Annotated in this window: 23 protein-coding genes; 19 read left to right on the top strand and 4 right to left on the bottom strand. The window is 60.0% G+C overall.

Annotation, left to right across the window (positions count from 1 at the left end):
* Both ACFOM8_RS02170 and ACFOM8_RS02165 read right to left on the bottom strand, forming a co-directional pair.
* Nucleotides 1-465 (bottom strand): DUF7666 domain-containing protein (locus ACFOM8_RS02170; RefSeq protein WP_377758878.1); only part of this gene is annotated, 465 nt, incomplete at its 3' end.
* The gene (locus ACFOM8_RS02165) at nucleotides 462-812 is read right to left on the bottom strand and encodes a hypothetical protein (RefSeq protein ID WP_377758876.1); all 351 of its coding nucleotides are present in this window, start codon (nucleotides 810-812) and stop codon (nucleotides 462-464) included. The genes ACFOM8_RS02165 and ACFOM8_RS02170, both read right to left, overlap by 4 nt.
* Nucleotides 813-1050: 238 nt before the next feature.
* Between ACFOM8_RS02165 and ACFOM8_RS02160 the strand changes: the two genes are divergently transcribed.
* Complete coding sequence (locus ACFOM8_RS02160) at nucleotides 1051-2160, top strand: RelA/SpoT domain-containing protein (RefSeq protein WP_377758874.1); 1110 nt, start codon at nucleotides 1051-1053, stop codon at nucleotides 2158-2160.
* 84 nt (nucleotides 2161-2244) lie between these two features.
* On the opposite strand, the gene ACFOM8_RS02155 is transcribed toward ACFOM8_RS02160, so the two are convergent.
* Together ACFOM8_RS02155 and ACFOM8_RS02150 are read right to left on the bottom strand one after the other, a co-directional pair.
* Entirely contained in the window at nucleotides 2245-2466 is a 222-nt protein-coding gene (locus ACFOM8_RS02155) for a hypothetical protein (RefSeq protein ID WP_377758873.1), read from the bottom strand.
* Nucleotides 2467-2968: 502 nt separating this feature from the next.
* Nucleotides 2969-3421, bottom strand: a complete 453-nt coding sequence (locus ACFOM8_RS02150; protein WP_377758872.1) for a helix-turn-helix domain-containing protein — start codon at nucleotides 3419-3421, stop codon at nucleotides 2969-2971.
* Between the two features lie 390 nt (nucleotides 3422-3811).
* On the opposite strand from ACFOM8_RS02150, the gene ACFOM8_RS02145 reads away from it, so the two are divergent.
* The 18 genes from ACFOM8_RS02145 to ACFOM8_RS02060 all read left to right on the top strand — a co-directional run bounded on the left by ACFOM8_RS02145 (nucleotide 3812) and on the right by ACFOM8_RS02060 (nucleotide 13191).
* A complete protein-coding gene (locus ACFOM8_RS02145) occupies nucleotides 3812-4216 on the top strand; it encodes a hypothetical protein (protein WP_377758870.1) in 405 nt (134 codons plus the stop codon).
* Nucleotides 4213-4479 carry a hypothetical protein gene (locus ACFOM8_RS02140; RefSeq protein WP_377758868.1) on the top strand — a complete coding sequence of 89 codons (267 nt, stop codon included), beginning with the start codon at nucleotides 4213-4215 and terminating at the stop codon, nucleotides 4477-4479. Before ACFOM8_RS02145 ends, ACFOM8_RS02140 begins: the two co-directional genes overlap by 4 nt.
* Complete coding sequence (locus ACFOM8_RS02135; RefSeq protein WP_377758866.1) at nucleotides 4470-4748, top strand: hypothetical protein; 279 nt, start codon at nucleotides 4470-4472, stop codon at nucleotides 4746-4748. Before ACFOM8_RS02140 ends, ACFOM8_RS02135 begins: the two co-directional genes overlap by 10 nt.
* Nucleotides 4745-5191 carry a hypothetical protein gene (locus tag ACFOM8_RS02130; RefSeq protein WP_377758864.1) on the top strand — a complete coding sequence of 149 codons (447 nt, stop codon included), beginning with the start codon at nucleotides 4745-4747 and terminating at the stop codon, nucleotides 5189-5191. The genes ACFOM8_RS02135 and ACFOM8_RS02130 overlap by 4 nt, the downstream gene beginning before the upstream one ends.
* Nucleotides 5192-5211: 20 nt before the next feature.
* Nucleotides 5212-6570, top strand: coding sequence for a hypothetical protein (locus tag ACFOM8_RS02125; RefSeq protein WP_377758862.1), 1359 nt, complete (start codon nucleotides 5212-5214; stop codon nucleotides 6568-6570).
* An 11-nt stretch (nucleotides 6571-6581) separates the two neighbouring features.
* Complete coding sequence (locus tag ACFOM8_RS02120; RefSeq protein ID WP_377758860.1) at nucleotides 6582-7583, top strand: DNA-methyltransferase; 1002 nt, start codon at nucleotides 6582-6584, stop codon at nucleotides 7581-7583.
* A gap of 247 nt (nucleotides 7584-7830) precedes the next feature.
* Complete coding sequence (locus tag ACFOM8_RS02115; protein ID WP_377758858.1) at nucleotides 7831-8292, top strand: putative PDDEXK endonuclease; 462 nt, start codon at nucleotides 7831-7833, stop codon at nucleotides 8290-8292.
* Nucleotides 8289-8543: a DUF1376 domain-containing protein gene (locus ACFOM8_RS02110; RefSeq protein WP_377758857.1), complete on the top strand. Its 255-nt coding sequence runs from the start codon at nucleotides 8289-8291 to the stop codon at nucleotides 8541-8543. Before ACFOM8_RS02115 ends, ACFOM8_RS02110 begins: the two co-directional genes overlap by 4 nt.
* Entirely contained in the window at nucleotides 8544-8795 is a 252-nt protein-coding gene (locus ACFOM8_RS02105) for an HNH endonuclease (RefSeq protein ID WP_377758855.1), read from the top strand.
* Entirely contained in the window at nucleotides 8788-9657 is an 870-nt protein-coding gene (locus tag ACFOM8_RS02100) for a hypothetical protein (RefSeq protein ID WP_377758853.1), read from the top strand. The genes ACFOM8_RS02105 and ACFOM8_RS02100 overlap by 8 nt, the downstream gene beginning before the upstream one ends.
* Nucleotides 9599-10006: a hypothetical protein gene (locus tag ACFOM8_RS02095; protein ID WP_377758852.1), complete on the top strand. Its 408-nt coding sequence runs from the start codon at nucleotides 9599-9601 to the stop codon at nucleotides 10004-10006. Before ACFOM8_RS02100 ends, ACFOM8_RS02095 begins: the two co-directional genes overlap by 59 nt.
* A complete protein-coding gene (locus ACFOM8_RS02090; RefSeq protein ID WP_377758850.1) occupies nucleotides 10003-10305 on the top strand; it encodes a helix-turn-helix domain-containing protein in 303 nt (100 codons plus the stop codon). The genes ACFOM8_RS02095 and ACFOM8_RS02090 overlap by 4 nt, the downstream gene beginning before the upstream one ends.
* Entirely contained in the window at nucleotides 10302-10856 is a 555-nt protein-coding gene (locus tag ACFOM8_RS02085) for a hypothetical protein (RefSeq protein ID WP_377758848.1), read from the top strand. Before ACFOM8_RS02090 ends, ACFOM8_RS02085 begins: the two co-directional genes overlap by 4 nt.
* Complete coding sequence (locus tag ACFOM8_RS02080) at nucleotides 10853-11164, top strand: hypothetical protein (protein ID WP_377758847.1); 312 nt, start codon at nucleotides 10853-10855, stop codon at nucleotides 11162-11164. The genes ACFOM8_RS02085 and ACFOM8_RS02080 overlap by 4 nt, the downstream gene beginning before the upstream one ends.
* Nucleotides 11161-11994, top strand: a complete 834-nt coding sequence (locus tag ACFOM8_RS02075) for a hypothetical protein (protein ID WP_377758845.1) — start codon at nucleotides 11161-11163, stop codon at nucleotides 11992-11994. The genes ACFOM8_RS02080 and ACFOM8_RS02075 overlap by 4 nt, the downstream gene beginning before the upstream one ends.
* Complete coding sequence (locus ACFOM8_RS02070) at nucleotides 11991-12296, top strand: hypothetical protein (protein ID WP_377758843.1); 306 nt, start codon at nucleotides 11991-11993, stop codon at nucleotides 12294-12296. The genes ACFOM8_RS02075 and ACFOM8_RS02070 overlap by 4 nt, the downstream gene beginning before the upstream one ends.
* Nucleotides 12293-12601: a hypothetical protein gene (locus ACFOM8_RS02065; protein ID WP_377758841.1), complete on the top strand. Its 309-nt coding sequence runs from the start codon at nucleotides 12293-12295 to the stop codon at nucleotides 12599-12601. Before ACFOM8_RS02070 ends, ACFOM8_RS02065 begins: the two co-directional genes overlap by 4 nt.
* A complete protein-coding gene (locus ACFOM8_RS02060; protein WP_377758839.1) occupies nucleotides 12598-13191 on the top strand; it encodes a transcription termination/antitermination NusG family protein in 594 nt (197 codons plus the stop codon). The genes ACFOM8_RS02065 and ACFOM8_RS02060 overlap by 4 nt, the downstream gene beginning before the upstream one ends.
* Nucleotides 13192-13524: the final 333 nt, after the last annotated feature.

Here is a 13524-nt window from a genome sequence, read left to right as displayed (position 1 = left end):
AGTGCCCGAGGCGGTGGCTGCGCCCTGATAGCCCGAGGCGGTGGCTGCGCCCTGATCGCCCGAGGCGGTGGCTGCGCCCTGATAGCCCGAGGCGGTGGCTAGACCATTATCCTCAACCGCAACCGGGCCTTCATGCTTGGCGCGGGCCATCACCCAATCCACGGCTTCTTGAGCCAAGTCGCCAAGACCGATTTCGCGATGCACGGTCAGAATTTCAGCGGCAATCTTGTCGCTTTCACGGTCAGTCTTGCCGCTGACCTCAACCACGCAGAAGCGGCTTCCGGCAGGGCGATAGAAGCTGAACACCGCGAGCGGATGAATATCTTCTGGAATGGCGTGGAAGCCGCCAACGCAGGCTTCAACATCGCCTTCATGCTTGTAGGTGCGGCCCACTTCAAACTGCATACCCCGGCATTTCAGATCAGCGTCGAACCCCTTGATGGAGCGGATCGGTGCGCTACTCATTGCGCACCCCCACACGCGGCAACCCGCGCTTCCAGAGCCATGACCTTGCCTTTCGAGGCTGCGATCTGGCCCTCCACGTCCCCGCCGGTCAGGCTGGACACAGGCACCCCGATAAAGAGAACCCCGATGGCATCCCCGGCAACCGCGCCCCGCTGCTTGCCTTCAAGGGCAGCAAGCGTGTTGCGCTCGGTGATCAGGTCCGTCCGTGCCTGCTGGCAGTCGTGGGTGGCGTAGGCTGCGCCCAGAGAAACCGGGGCGATGCTGTCAGGGTTGGCCGCACACGCCGCGAGAGCGAGGGGCAGGGCGGCAAGGGTCATGTATTTCGTCACGTTATCCTCCAATTGCATTTGCTGCTTGGCCCGCGATCTGCCGTGGCGTCTTCGGTCGGGCTATGAGGATAGAATATGCGTAACGCATACTACATGTCAATGCGTAAAGCATATGATTATGCGTTTTGGTTGGTGGAGTTGATTCGGACGTGCTATCCTTCGCCAGAAGGTGGCCTGTTCCCGAAAGGCTTTGGCATTGTCGAATCACGTGCTTCTGACTGATCCTGAGGAGGCATCCATCCTCGCAGGCATCCCCGTGACTGATTATCCGGTTCGGCAGTTTTCGTTCGGCGCCATAGATCGGGCTGGAAAGCTTCTCGCAACCGATATTCCGCTGGACCGGGTGAACGATGAGGCGGTCAGAGAGGCGTTCAAGACAGCCCACAACTGGCGCATGGCTCATGCTTACCCAATGGTGGCCGAGCGGATGCGTCTTAACCATATCGCCAAGGGCGGCTTCGTGACCGCTGGTCGTGTTAAGCGTATGACTTCTGTGCGCAAGAAGTTGAAACGCGGATCTGCCACATTGCGGGGGATGCAAGACTTGGCGGGGTGCCGCGCTGTGATGACTTCGGTTGCCGATTGTTACCACGTCTTTGAGGCTTACAAGAACGGCGCTTCCGCAAGTGAGTTTCACCGTTCGCGTGACTACATGGCCGAGCCTAAGCCGGACGGGTATCGCGGCATTCATGCCATCTTGCGCTTCGGTGGAACTGGAAGATCAGAACCTTACATCGGCCAACATCTTGAATTGCAGATCAGGACTCGCTTGCAGCACATATGGGCCACGGCAATCGAGGCCATCGGCGCTGTTCGTGGTGAAGACCTAAAAGGGGGGCAAGGGGATGCGTCCTGGTTGCGGTTAATGGCGCTGATGGGCGACTATCTAGCCGTTTGCGATGGACTGCCGCTGCCTGACGGTTACCAGGGAACTCATGGTCTGTGTCGTCAGATCAATGAAATGGACCGCAGCCTGAACGCGCTAGTAAATCTTAAGATGATCAACGAAGTAATCGAGCGGGCATCGAATGCACCGTCGCAATCTCATGTTTTTCGTCTTTCTTTGGATGCGGTCACAGGCAAGCTGATGGTCGAGGTTCAGCGTGGGTTCGTGCTGATCGGGGATGAATACATGAGGCAAGAAACGGAGCAGCAGCAAAGCGTTGTGGTCAACGTCAACCGCGTGATCGACCTAAAGCGTGCCTTCCCCAACTACTATCTCGATTTGGGCGCCTTCATCCGTCACTTGGCCTGGGCTGTGCAATACAGGTTAGTAGCGCCGAAGATGATGGTCGCCACCCCTTCACTGGACAACTTGGACCTTTCCTTCCTGACCAAATGGAAGCGCACGAAAAAGCCCGCCTAGTCGGGTGACTGGCGGGCCGTCAGGTGGCTACGAAAAAGCCCCGCGCGAGGCGGGGCTAGGCTGGCCTTGGATTTGACCCTGCGTTTAGTGGCAGGGCTTTTCGCGATTGTTTGACAGGTGGGCCAGGAAGGCCAACACCAAGAACACAATCAGCGACACAATGATCAGGGCAGCAGACACTGTTTCCCATAGCGAGTCGTCTGCAAACCAGGCAATGCCAGCGCCCACGAACAAGAGGGTCCAAGGCAGGACATATCCCACGAACATGCAGACAGCGCAGATCGCCTTCTCACTGTTGTTCATCATCACCCCCATTGCAAAAAAACTCGTAAGCCCACCAACCAGATATGATCGGGCCTCCGATAAGCCATGCACCAAGCGGAAGAAAGGTCATTTTCTCCTCAATGACCTCTGACGCTGATAACAAGGTTAGGAAAGACCCACCCATAACGCCAGAAATTTGTAGCGCACACCGCTTAATTTTACGTTTATTCAACCCCTGATCCCAACGCTGGTTCCTCGGCCTGCGCACCGGGTGCGCAACAGCCCCTATTACACCTCATCCAATGCCATCCCAGCGGCTGCCCTACCATCTGCGCCCATTCATCCAGCAGGCGGGCCGCGCCGAAGTCGCCCTTCACGGCGACATCAAGCTACACACCGTTCTGCCCACAGGATTTTACAAGACCGCCATCACAGCACAGTTGATCAACCGGCGATGTTCCGCTTATGTTCTTATTTATTGCGCGGTTTCGAGGAGTGGACATGACGGAGGAAGAGGCGATGGCCGACCTTTCCGATAGGCTGGTCACGATTGTGTCTCATCGGGCCGGAGAAGCGCGCGATGCCGAGCTACAGTCTCTGCTATCATCCGCTGCTCTGCTTCGGTTAAGCCATCCAGAGAGTCCGATATGGACTTTACTACAGGGGCTAGCGGGCGCTGAGGCTCTCCAGAACCCGTCAACGGCTCCGGGCCGATCTCGCCATACAGGATCCACTCGGGGCGGGTCTTGAAAGCCTTGGCATAGCGCGCAGCTTCTTCCGGGAGGATGCCCCGGCTGCCGTTTTCGTGGGCAGCGTAAGTTGGATATGGCAGGGCAAGCCGTTCGGCTCCGGCCCTGGCCGTCTTAAACCCGGCCTTGATCCGGGCATCTTTCAATCGTTTTCCTGGCGTATCCATGCTGCTTGCATAGCGTAGAAAGTTATGCATAGGGCATTGACCGCATAAAATGCTTGGTGCATAGTAATATGCATAGAGCATATCTCACATATTTGGCCAAAGGTCGCGGACCTCGCTGCCGACCTCCGCAAGCCGTATCAGACGGTAGCCGCATGGAAGCAGCGCGGACGCATCCCGGCTGACTATGACCTCGACCTGATCGCGGCGGCAAAGAGGCGCGGAAAGCGCCTGACTTTGGCCGAACTCGCACAAGCCAGAAAAGCAAAAACATCCAAGGGCGCGGCCTAGATCAAGTCGCCGCGCCCTTTCTCCGCACGTCTTCAACCGACCCAGACCGGGCACAGGCCAAGATGACACGCCAAACACTCCACTCACTACAACACGGGCTTCCCCGCTTCTCACATGGGCGTGATGCGGCTGACCGCCAAGGAAACACGGTTTCTGCGCAGGTAAGCCATGAATGACGCAGCCATGATCCGCGCCTTCATGGGCGGGCTAATAGACCGGGCAGGGGGCGTTGATGCCGCTGCCGCTCTGGTTGGTGCTCGCCTGAACCATGACGTGTCCAAGGGCAGCATCAGCAAGCGCCAGTCGGGGCAACTGGACTGGCCGCTGATCGAGATCATGGCGCTAGAGGATGCCGTGGGTGATCCCTGCGTTCGCCGCTGGCTGTCGAAGTCGCTGCCGGAAGTCGAACAGGGCGCGTGCCTGTTGAGAGGCGCTGCCGCCATGGCCCGCGAACACGGGGAAGCCATCGAGGCAATTGCCGATCTGGCCGCTGGCTTCGGCTGCCGGGACAAGGCGCGCAAGGAAGTCGCTGACTCGCTGGCCGCGAACGAACGCATGGCCGCGTTGCTGGAAGGAGGCGCTGCATGAGCGCCCCGCGCCTTTCCCCCCGTTCCCAAGCCATCGCCTTCCGCGCTTGGGCATGGTGTCAGACCCATGGCTGGGAACAGACCCTGCAAGAAATCGCGGAAGGCATCGACGAAAGCCAGCAGTCCGTATCTCGTGTGTTCGTCCTCAAGGGATGGATGACCCGCGTTCGCAAGATGACAGCCGATTATGAGGTCGGGGCTTATCACGTCCATACGCGAACAGCCGGGGATCACGACATTGACGAACTGAGGGCATGGTCATGAGCGCCCCTGCTGCCACCCCCACCACAGACCGCGCGATCATCCAGCAAGCGGCCCGTCTGACGACTGGATTTCCGCGACCCTGCCGGTCGTTCTACTTGGACGACATGACGGTCACTGGCGGCGATATTGTCGTCTGCCGCTCTGACCTGACTGGCACGGCTTTCACTTCGGGCCGGTCCTACATCGTCAACGCAGATGGCACCTTGACGGATGATCATGGGGTCCGCGTCTACCCGTCCGCCCGCTTCACCTACGGCGGTGCGGCATGACCCTCCCATCCCCCTCTGCCTGCCCTTGGTCCCGTCAATGCCTGATCGACTTCGGCGCTGGCCCCATGCCCGGCTATGTCGAACGGGGCGTTTATGGCGACCGGGCCTATCCAGCGGACAATACCGCGTTCCTGGCGAAGTATCAGCCGACCATCACGCCCTACGACTTCCTCCCGACCGGCTATGCCTGGGGCACGGTCCTGCCGCCTGTCACCGTGGCACAGGTCACTCCGCCTGTCACGGGCACCGTTCCCGGCCCTGTCACCCCATGGCATCCCGCTACCCCGTGGTGGCCTAGCTGGCCCGATGGACCGGATAGCCCGTGCTGCATCGTGCAAGAGCCTGACACGCCCCTGCCGCCCATCGCCCCTGTTCCTTTGCCAGCCTCCGGCATCCTGCTGGCCTGCGCTGTGGGGCTGTTCATCCTACGAGGTCGCAAATGAGAGACTTTGCCGATAACGGAATGTCCGACTATCGCGCCTTTGTCGAAGGCAAGACCCATCTGGCAGGCGAGTTCGGCTTTGATCAAGTCTATGAAAACCCGAACTGCTACGATTTTCAAGCCCATCTGATCGAATGGTCGTTGCGTCAGGGTCGTGCTGCCACCTTCGCGGACTGCGGATTGGGCAAGACCCTCATGCAGCTGGTGTGGGCTGAAAACGTCCATCGCAAGACCAACAGCCCGGTGCTGATATTGGCCCCGCTTTCCGTCGCCAGTCAGACGGTAGAGGAGGCCGAGAAATTCGGCATTGACGCCTATCGTTCTGTGAAAGGGGAAATCCCTGCCGGGCGCGGCATCATCACCGCCAACTATGAACGGCTGCACTACTTCAATGCCGACGACTTCGCGGGCGTGGTCTGCGACGAAAGTTCGATACTCAAAAACTTCGACGGCGCCATTCGGGGGCATATCACCGACTTCATGCGCAAGGTGAAATACCGCGCCATGTTCACGGCAACCCCGTCGCCAAACGACTATACCGAACTCGGAACATCGTCGGAAGCCTTGGGCGACATGGCCTACATGGACATGTTGCAGACCTTCTTTAAATCCAACGATGACACTCTGCACCCCGCCCATATCGGCCAGCAATGGCGCTTCAAGGGTCATGCAGAACCGCACTTCTGGCGTTGGGTCGCATCGTGGGCACGGGCGATCCGAAAGCCGTCCGACATGGGTTTCAGCGATGCCGGTTGGGTTCTGCCCGAACTGCGCGAAATTCAGCATCAGATCGAAAGCAAGCCGCTGAACGGTCAACTGTTCGCCATGCCCGTCAAGGGCCTGCCGATGGAACGGGAAGAACGCAAGGCAACGATCAAGGAACGCTGCGACCTAGCTGCGGAACTTCTGTCGCAGCATGACAGCGGCGTGGCGTGGTGCCACTTCAACGCCGAAGCGGACTACTTGGCCGAGGCAATAACTGGCGCGGTCAACCTGTCCGGCGCTGACAGCGACGACGCCAAAGAAGAGAAGTTCCACGCCTTCAAGGCTGGCGAAATCAAATATCTGATCACCAAGCCGAAGATCGCGGCCCTTGGGGTCAACTGGCAGCACTCTGCCGCCTGCACCTACTTCGACGACTACAGCTACGAGCAGTATTATCAGGCCGTGCGCCGCTTCTGGCGGTTCGGGCAAAAGCGGCCCGTGACCGTTCACCAGATCGGCACCACCAGCCTTTCCAACGTCGCCAAGTCGCGCAAGCGCAAGGCGGAAGCCGCAGACGCGATGTTCCAAGCAATGATGGAACACATGATCGCGGCGCAAAAACACAAGCGGATTTTCACAGAAACCGATGCCGTCCGCCTTCCGGCGTGGCTCTAGGAGGACCAGCAATGGCCGTTTCCGATCAAGTCATCACCGACGATTACGCCATCTATAACGGGGATTGTGTCGAGGTCGTATCGGACCTTCCCGCCACTTCCGTTGACCTGTCGGTCTATTCGCCGCCGTTCGCCGGGCTGTTCCAGTATTCCGGCGATGAACGGGATATGTCGAATTGCACCAGCTACGATCAGTTCTACCGGCAATATAGCTTCCTCATACAGCACCTTCATCGCGTCACCAAGCCGGGCCGCATCAACGCCGTGCATTGCATGGACATTGGCGAGGATGCCGTTGGCACATCGCATGACCTGCCCGGCAACATCATCAAGCTGCACGAGGAAGCCGGGTTCAAATTCATCGGGCGCCGCCTGAAATGGAATGAACCGCTTCAAGTCCGGCTGCGGACGATGGTTCGCGGGCTGGCACATCAAACGATCTGCGAAGATAGCACCAAGTCCAGCATCGCTCATGCTGACTATATCCTGTTTTTCCGCAAAGGCGGGGAAAACAAGGTTCCGGTCACGCATGAGCGCGGCTTCACTCGCTACTTCGGCGCAGAGGTCATGCCGGATGATGTTCGCCGTTTCCGCGACTTCGATGGCGATCAGAAGGAAAACAAGTTCTCGCACTATGTCTGGCGCCGCTATGCCTCAAGCGCCTGGATGGACATTCGCGCCAGCAACAACCAAAAAACCGGATGCGGCCTGACTGCCCGCGCGGTTGTGGACGATGGGGAAGCGCGTGAACCGGACGATGTGAAGCACGTCCACCCCCTGATGCTGGACATCATCCATCGCTGCGTCGAACTCTACACCAACCCCGGCGAAACGGTCCTGACGCCATTCATGGGCGTTGGTTCCGAGGTTTACAGCCCGGTCTATCTGGGCCGTCGCGGCATCGGTGCGGAACTCAAGAAGTCCTATTTCCGCCAGGCCGTGAAGAACATCGCCAAGGCCAAGGACGACTTCCGCAAGGATGGCGTGGGCGACCTGTTCGGCGCCGTCGCATGACATGCGGTGTCACTATGACGGATGCAATGGCATCGGCTGTTTCGGTTTCGTGGCCCCACCAGGTCACGAACGAACCAAGCCCCTGCGCGCCTGTCGAGAGCATCGAGAATGGGCCGAGCAGCGATGGCATGACACGTTTCATCGCCAACCGCTGCAAGCGCATGACCTTCCGCAGCAACGAGGTTCGGAAGCGTTATCTGGCGGTCCATCGCCTGTTCGCCAGCAAGACCTGTTTGGGGGATAGGGCATGAGCGCTATGAGCCGCCGCAAAGGCGCGACCTACGAGAACGAGATTGCCGGGCAGTTGCATGACCGCCTCGGCATCACCTTCCGCCGCGACCTGGAACAATACCGTGCCACTGAGCGCGGCGACCTGATCCCCGATGATGACGCTTTCCCGTTCGTCATCGAGTGCAAGCGCCATGCGGAAGGGGTCAACTGCCTCGGCTCATGGAAGACGCAGGCCGTAGCCGCCGCCAAGGCAGCCCGCAAGCGCCCCGCTGTCATCTTCCGGTTCGTCCGCCAGCAGACCCGCGTTGCCGTGCCTCTCAGCGCTTTCTGTGACGCTTGGCCCGCCGATGATTGGGCAGAGGTCAGCTTGGACGGCTTCTGCCTGCTGGCCCGCGAGATCATGGCCGAACCGGGCAACTGGACACCCAATGATTTCCGCGACCTGCGCGACAGGATCATGGGGAAGGACGCAGAATGAGCAGCAAGAGCCATATGCCGCTGCACGTCGTTCACTTCTTGGGCGGCACAGTTGGTCTTTCCACTGAGGCACTGGGTGCCTACACCATCCTTTCGGCCGTGGCGTTCGACAAGGGCGGCTGGCTTCCCGAGTGGGATCTTGCGCGTCTTGCGAGAGTTTGCCGCCTGTCTAAGCGCCGGATGAAAGCGGCCCTAGACGAGATTTCCAGCCTTAACCTTCTGGTTTACGAAGGTCAGAAATCCACAACGTAAATGGCATTCCTGGCGTTGACTACCGCCGGAAGAAGGCCGCTGCCCGCTCGTGTGCGGCGCGAGGTCATGGATCGGGACGGTAGCGTTTGCGCTTACTGTGGCGACACCGACGGGCCTTTCCACATAGATCACATCTTCCCCTACTCGCGGGGCGGCAGTGATGACCCCGAAAACCTAACGGTAGCGTGCCAGACCTGCAACTTCTCCAAGGGCGCGATGACCGTTGAAGAATGGGGCGGGGCCAATGGCTGACCCATGGTTGAAGTTTTACCCTACTGACTGGCGGTCTGATCCCGCCCTTCGGATGTGCAGCTTGGCATCGCGCGGTCTGTGGATCGAGATGATTGCCCTGATGCATGAGGCCGTTCCCTACGGCCACCTTCTCGTTGCCGGTCGGTCCCCGACGGATGCGCAGATCGCCGTGTTGGCAGGCGCCCCTTCTGACCAGATCCCCGAATTGCTCGGTGAACTGGAAGCAGCAGGCGTGTTCTCCCGCACGAAAGATGGCGTCATCTACTCGCGGAAAATGACGCGGACAGCGAAGAAAGCCGCCATTGCGCGGAAGAACGGGAAGAACGGCGGCAACCCAGTCCTTTGTAAAAGCAAGGACAATCAGCAGTCGGATAACCAAAAAGCAACCGACCGGGTTAAGCCCCAGAAGCCAGAAGCCAGAAGCCAGATAGAAGAAGGGGAAGCTAAAGCTTCCCTGTCGCTGGCAGTCGATCACAAGCCGATTGATGAAGTTGCCGATGCCGTCATGGCCTATCGCGCAACGGCTGAAAAGCTGGGCTGGCCTATTCCCCAGCAATTAGACCAACCGCGCCGCAAGGCAATCAGCGGTCGGATCAGGGACGCAGGCGGCGTCGAAGGGTGGCGGATCGCCATCGAGAAAGCCGCCTCGTCGGAATTCCTCGGGCAAGCCCGCCCGTTCTCCGGCTTCGGCATCGACTGGATAGCCAAGCCCGCCAACTTCAAGAAAATCATGGAAGGGAACTACGATGACCGCCGATCTTCCCGCCCGGATCACCGCGCCATTACCCGCACCGACGCCTTGCGTGACCAACTCGATGTCGCAGGACGAATGCGCAAGACATCGCAGCCGAATTGGATTTGAGGTCGAGGTTGTCCTGCAAGGTTACTGGCAGGAACAGCTTGCCCCGGAATTGAAGGCTGCCGTCCTGGCCGATTGGGCTGACGAGTTGGAGGACTGGCACCTAGAGCAGGTCCGCTGGGGACTGCGCGAATGGCGCCGCGAAAACCCCCGCCGCAAGCCGAACCCCGGTGACATCGTGGCCGTCCTCAAGAAGCGCCGTGGCGAAGAATACGCCGCGCGCGCTGCCGCGCTTCCCAAGCCGGGCGATGTGCAGCCCGTCATCACCGAAGAAGCCCGCGCCCGCAACGCTGCCCGCGTGGCCGAACTGTTCCCCAGCATCATCAAGCGCATTCCCGAGGTGAAGGAATGACCGTCCAATCCCACAGCTTCATGACCGACGCGGACAAGCTTGCCGCTGATCGGATGAACAACCCCCGCGCCACGGTTCGCGCCATTGCCCAAGAGGTCTGCGAATGGACCGGGCACAGCCTTGCCGCCGTGATGGGGCCTAGCCGCTTGGCCCATGACTGCCGCGTCCGCGAACTGGTTTGCTACATCGCGCACCGCAATGGCATGTCCACGCCGCAGATCGGGCGGGCGTTGCATCGCGATCACAGCAGTATCGTCAGCGCCATCCAGAACGAGCGCAGGCGGAGGGGCGAGGCGTGACCATCCACCCCGACATGACCCAGCACCCCCGCGCGCAACCCGTTCGTGGCCCCGACGGCATCATCTACCCATCCCAAGCCGAAGCCGCCCGCGTCTTTGGCGTTAAACCCGGCACGATCTTCTACCACATCGACCGCTACGGCGATCTTAGCCGTCTGGGAACATCATCGGGAACGCCAGTCGTCTGGCGCGGCAAGCGATACACCAATGCGGTGCAGGCCGCGAACGATGCGGGCGTGAACAGCGCAGCCGCGTATTACCAGCTTCGCACCCATGGCAACCTGGACCGCCTCGGCATCGGCAGGAAGGGCAAGGAGCGCAATCGCGGCAAGGGCAAGCCTGTCAGTATCGGAGGGCATGATTGGCCTGCGGTGTCGTTCATGGCGCGCGATTTGCAGGTTAAAGAGCGCACCCTGCGCAACTGGCTTGAGCCTGATGCCAGCGAGGAGATGCGGGCCAAACTGCGGATCGCATTGGCGGCATACAACGACCGGCTGATGGCCGAGCGCATGGCCGCTCAAGCCCGCACCTTCGCAAAGATCGGGAAATGACCATGACCGAAGCCGAGATCGCCCCCTACCGCCATCTCTGGGCCTCTGTGCTGACCATGGCCCTGCGCGAATACCGCGCCTTGTTGGTGGCGGCATCCCGTCGCAGCCGGTTCGCCAGCAAGAACGGCAGGGACATGATGACGAGCAGCTACGCCGCAGAACTGGCCCATGCACGCGGCTATTTCGACAGCGCAGACGCCCGCAAGGTCGCTGCTCTGGCAGGCACGGAGATCCGCATCGACCGCATCATGTCCTACCTCACGGACGGACTGACAGACCCGGAGCAGCATAACGGAGGGCAGGGATGAAAGCCAACGCAATTCAGTGGACCAATGAAGCTGCCTTGTGCGCCGCTTTCATTGAGGCCCTGCCAGCAGAATGGACTGCTTATGCCGAAACGGCGGGATACGACATTGTGCTTGTCGGACCCGGCGGCGTCCAGATCGGTGTTGAGGCCAAGCTGACGCTCAATGCAAAGGTTCTGGCCCAGATCATTGATGGTCGGAAATATTGTAGTTCGGGACCAGATTTCCGCGCTGTCTTGGTCGGTCGTATCGTGGCAGAGAACGCAGTGCTGGCAAAAGAACTTGGCATCACTGTTCTGACGCTGAAACAGCCCTTCGCCCGCCATGATGATCTTTACAGGCGCGGCTATGCGATCCAAGGGCCGCTAAAGCCTGTTTTCAGCATCGACCCCCAACTGCCGGATTGCATCGATGCGGAAAGGGTGACGGCTGCCAGCCTTGCAACTATCGGTTACAGGTGGATGCGGTGCGAAAAGTGGTTCGATCAGGCTCCCGTGGAGCGGTTGAAGCTACCTGACTATGTTCCTGATGTGGTTGCTGGCAGACCCGCGCCTGTGACGCTAGGCGAATGGAAGATCAATGCGATCCGCGTCTGTGTCTGGGTCAACCGTTTCGGCAAGATCAGCCGGGCCGACTTCAAGCGCATCGGCATCAACCCGACACGCTGGATGGATGGGCATTGGCTGATCCAGCATGACGAGCGCGGCATGTGGAAGGCAGGCCCCCGCTTTCCTGCCGATCAATTCCGCAGCCAGCACCCCACGATCTACGAAATGATCGAGACAGATTTCGAGGCATGGCACGCCAATCTGATGAAGGTGAAAGCCGCATGACCTACGACCCCACATCCCGACACAAACGCCAGCGCGATCCTAAAACAGACCGCCACGGACGCAAGGACAGCCAACGCGCCGCCCGGGACGCCTACAACCGCGACGGACTGGACGCAGCGTGCCGGGCGCTAGGCGCGGGTGACGAAGAGGACTGGCCGCAGGAGCCGCTGGAAGAGGGGCAGGATTGGCGCAACGACTTTTCCGGCCCCACCGATGCCCCGGCCAGCCAGAGGGCATCAGGCGGGCAAAAATCAGGGGTGTCCGCCCGCCCCGCCACACCCACAGGAGACAGCGCGCAATGACCAGCACCTTGAGCAACGATGCTATCATCTTCGGCTTGGCCTATCTGAACGGCGCCCGCTGCAAGCTGTCATTCGGCGGCGAAGGCGCAAAAATGAAGATCACAGATCGCGCCCGTTATGCCCTGAATGAATTGCTGGCGACGGGATACGCGGAGAAGGCCGATCCTGACGATCAGATCCCTGACCGGGAGCACTATCAGGGCGTGAACCGTGACCCCTATCTTGGCCTGCTTGCGAAAGAGGCTGGGATCAACCCATTCGATCACGTTGAACCGTGGCCGACATTCGTGAGGGCTGACGCATGACCGCACATTACTTCATCGGGCAGACGATCCCGCTAGAGCCGCGCCGCCCTGTGCAGGTCGGAGAAGCCCCGCCCCTGTGGTATGGCTTCCAGACACCACCGCAGAAGGAAACCTCGGCGCAGGCATGGTTGGACAAGCGAGGCATTGAGGCATGGTTTCCAACAGAGCATCGGAAGCGCAAGCTGGCACGGGGCAAGCGGGCCTACGTCGAGTATGAAGGCAAGATCGTGCCTCGTTACATCTTTGCGCGCTTCACTGGCTATCCGCAGTGGGATGTCCTCCGCGAGTGCCGCTGGCTGTCCCGTGTTATCGGGGTGGATGGCAACCCCTTGCCGGTGGACGATGAGGTGATGGCCCAGATGGAGCAGGTTCCGCAACGGCTTGAAATCATCCGTCAGCGGGAAAAGGAGAAGCGCACCATTTCCCCAGGTGACAAGGTGCGGATTGCATCCGGCATCATGGAAGGCTGGGTCGTTGACGTGTCCACCGTTCATGCGGGCATCGCTAAACTGATCCTGCCGCAGTCGCTTCTGGGCATCAGCGAAACGCAAGTTGCGGTGTCTCGCCTGCAAAAGATCGCAAGGGCTTGAATTGCTTTGCGCCATGTGATAAATGCTGTTCCAGCAGCGTCGAGAAACAACGGCCATGCCGGTAGCACTCACGTGGCGCAAGTCGGGGCCTCATATCCCGGCGAGGCGAACGACGTTGAACGTCGCTGACGATGTTATTCTGCGCGGCCCGAGAGATCGGAGCCGCGCCTATCTTAGGCGGCGGCTGAGGTGACAACTATCCGCCCTTGCTACGGCAAGGCAGCAGCCATCTGCGGTTGTGGGTTATCCGGTTGGGTCTGATCAGCCCACAAAACCCTCACCGCTCTTTGCCGGATGCATCTAGGCCGACTGCCTGCGGGCTGATAGCCGAAA

The organism is Paracoccus angustae (genome assembly GCF_042648745.1).
Classification (GTDB): Bacteria; Pseudomonadota; Alphaproteobacteria; order Rhodobacterales; family Rhodobacteraceae; genus Paracoccus; species Paracoccus angustae.
Note: the sequence above shows the minus strand (reverse complement) of the source record. Positions and strands in the feature narration are given on the sequence as shown.

Bases quoted from the DNA above. Each gene is read 5' to 3' on its own strand.
- ACFOM8_RS02155 (WP_377758873.1), bottom strand. From the start codon at position 2,466: ATGATGAACAACAGTGAGAAGGCGATCTGCGCTGTCTGCATGTTCGTG.
- ACFOM8_RS02120 (WP_377758860.1), top strand. From the start codon at position 6,582: ATGGCCGTTTCCGATCAAGTCATCACCGACGATTACGCCATCTATAAC.
- ACFOM8_RS02150 (WP_377758872.1), bottom strand. From the start codon at position 3,421: ATGCTCTATGCATATTACTATGCACCAAGCATTTTATGCGGTCAATGC.
- ACFOM8_RS02115 (WP_377758858.1), top strand. From the start codon at position 7,831: ATGAGCGCTATGAGCCGCCGCAAAGGCGCGACCTACGAGAACGAGATT.
- ACFOM8_RS02080 (WP_377758847.1), top strand. From the start codon at position 10,853: ATGACCATGACCGAAGCCGAGATCGCCCCCTACCGCCATCTCTGGGCC.
- ACFOM8_RS02125 (WP_377758862.1), top strand. From the start codon at position 5,212: ATGTCCGACTATCGCGCCTTTGTCGAAGGCAAGACCCATCTGGCAGGC.
- ACFOM8_RS02110 (WP_377758857.1), top strand. From the start codon at position 8,289: ATGAGCAGCAAGAGCCATATGCCGCTGCACGTCGTTCACTTCTTGGGC.
- ACFOM8_RS02090 (WP_377758850.1), top strand. From the start codon at position 10,003: ATGACCGTCCAATCCCACAGCTTCATGACCGACGCGGACAAGCTTGCC.
- ACFOM8_RS02070 (WP_377758843.1), top strand. From the start codon at position 11,991: ATGACCTACGACCCCACATCCCGACACAAACGCCAGCGCGATCCTAAA.
- ACFOM8_RS02145 (WP_377758870.1), top strand. From the start codon at position 3,812: ATGATCCGCGCCTTCATGGGCGGGCTAATAGACCGGGCAGGGGGCGTT.
- ACFOM8_RS02065 (WP_377758841.1), top strand. From the start codon at position 12,293: ATGACCAGCACCTTGAGCAACGATGCTATCATCTTCGGCTTGGCCTAT.
- ACFOM8_RS02075 (WP_377758845.1), top strand. From the start codon at position 11,161: ATGAAAGCCAACGCAATTCAGTGGACCAATGAAGCTGCCTTGTGCGCC.
- ACFOM8_RS02140 (WP_377758868.1), top strand. From the start codon at position 4,213: ATGAGCGCCCCGCGCCTTTCCCCCCGTTCCCAAGCCATCGCCTTCCGC.
- ACFOM8_RS02105 (WP_377758855.1), top strand. From the start codon at position 8,544: ATGGCATTCCTGGCGTTGACTACCGCCGGAAGAAGGCCGCTGCCCGCT.
- ACFOM8_RS02135 (WP_377758866.1), top strand. From the start codon at position 4,470: ATGGTCATGAGCGCCCCTGCTGCCACCCCCACCACAGACCGCGCGATC.
- ACFOM8_RS02100 (WP_377758853.1), top strand. From the start codon at position 8,788: ATGGCTGACCCATGGTTGAAGTTTTACCCTACTGACTGGCGGTCTGAT.
- ACFOM8_RS02060 (WP_377758839.1), top strand. From the start codon at position 12,598: ATGACCGCACATTACTTCATCGGGCAGACGATCCCGCTAGAGCCGCGC.
- ACFOM8_RS02130 (WP_377758864.1), top strand. From the start codon at position 4,745: ATGACCCTCCCATCCCCCTCTGCCTGCCCTTGGTCCCGTCAATGCCTG.
- ACFOM8_RS02165 (WP_377758876.1), bottom strand. From the start codon at position 812: ATGCAATTGGAGGATAACGTGACGAAATACATGACCCTTGCCGCCCTG.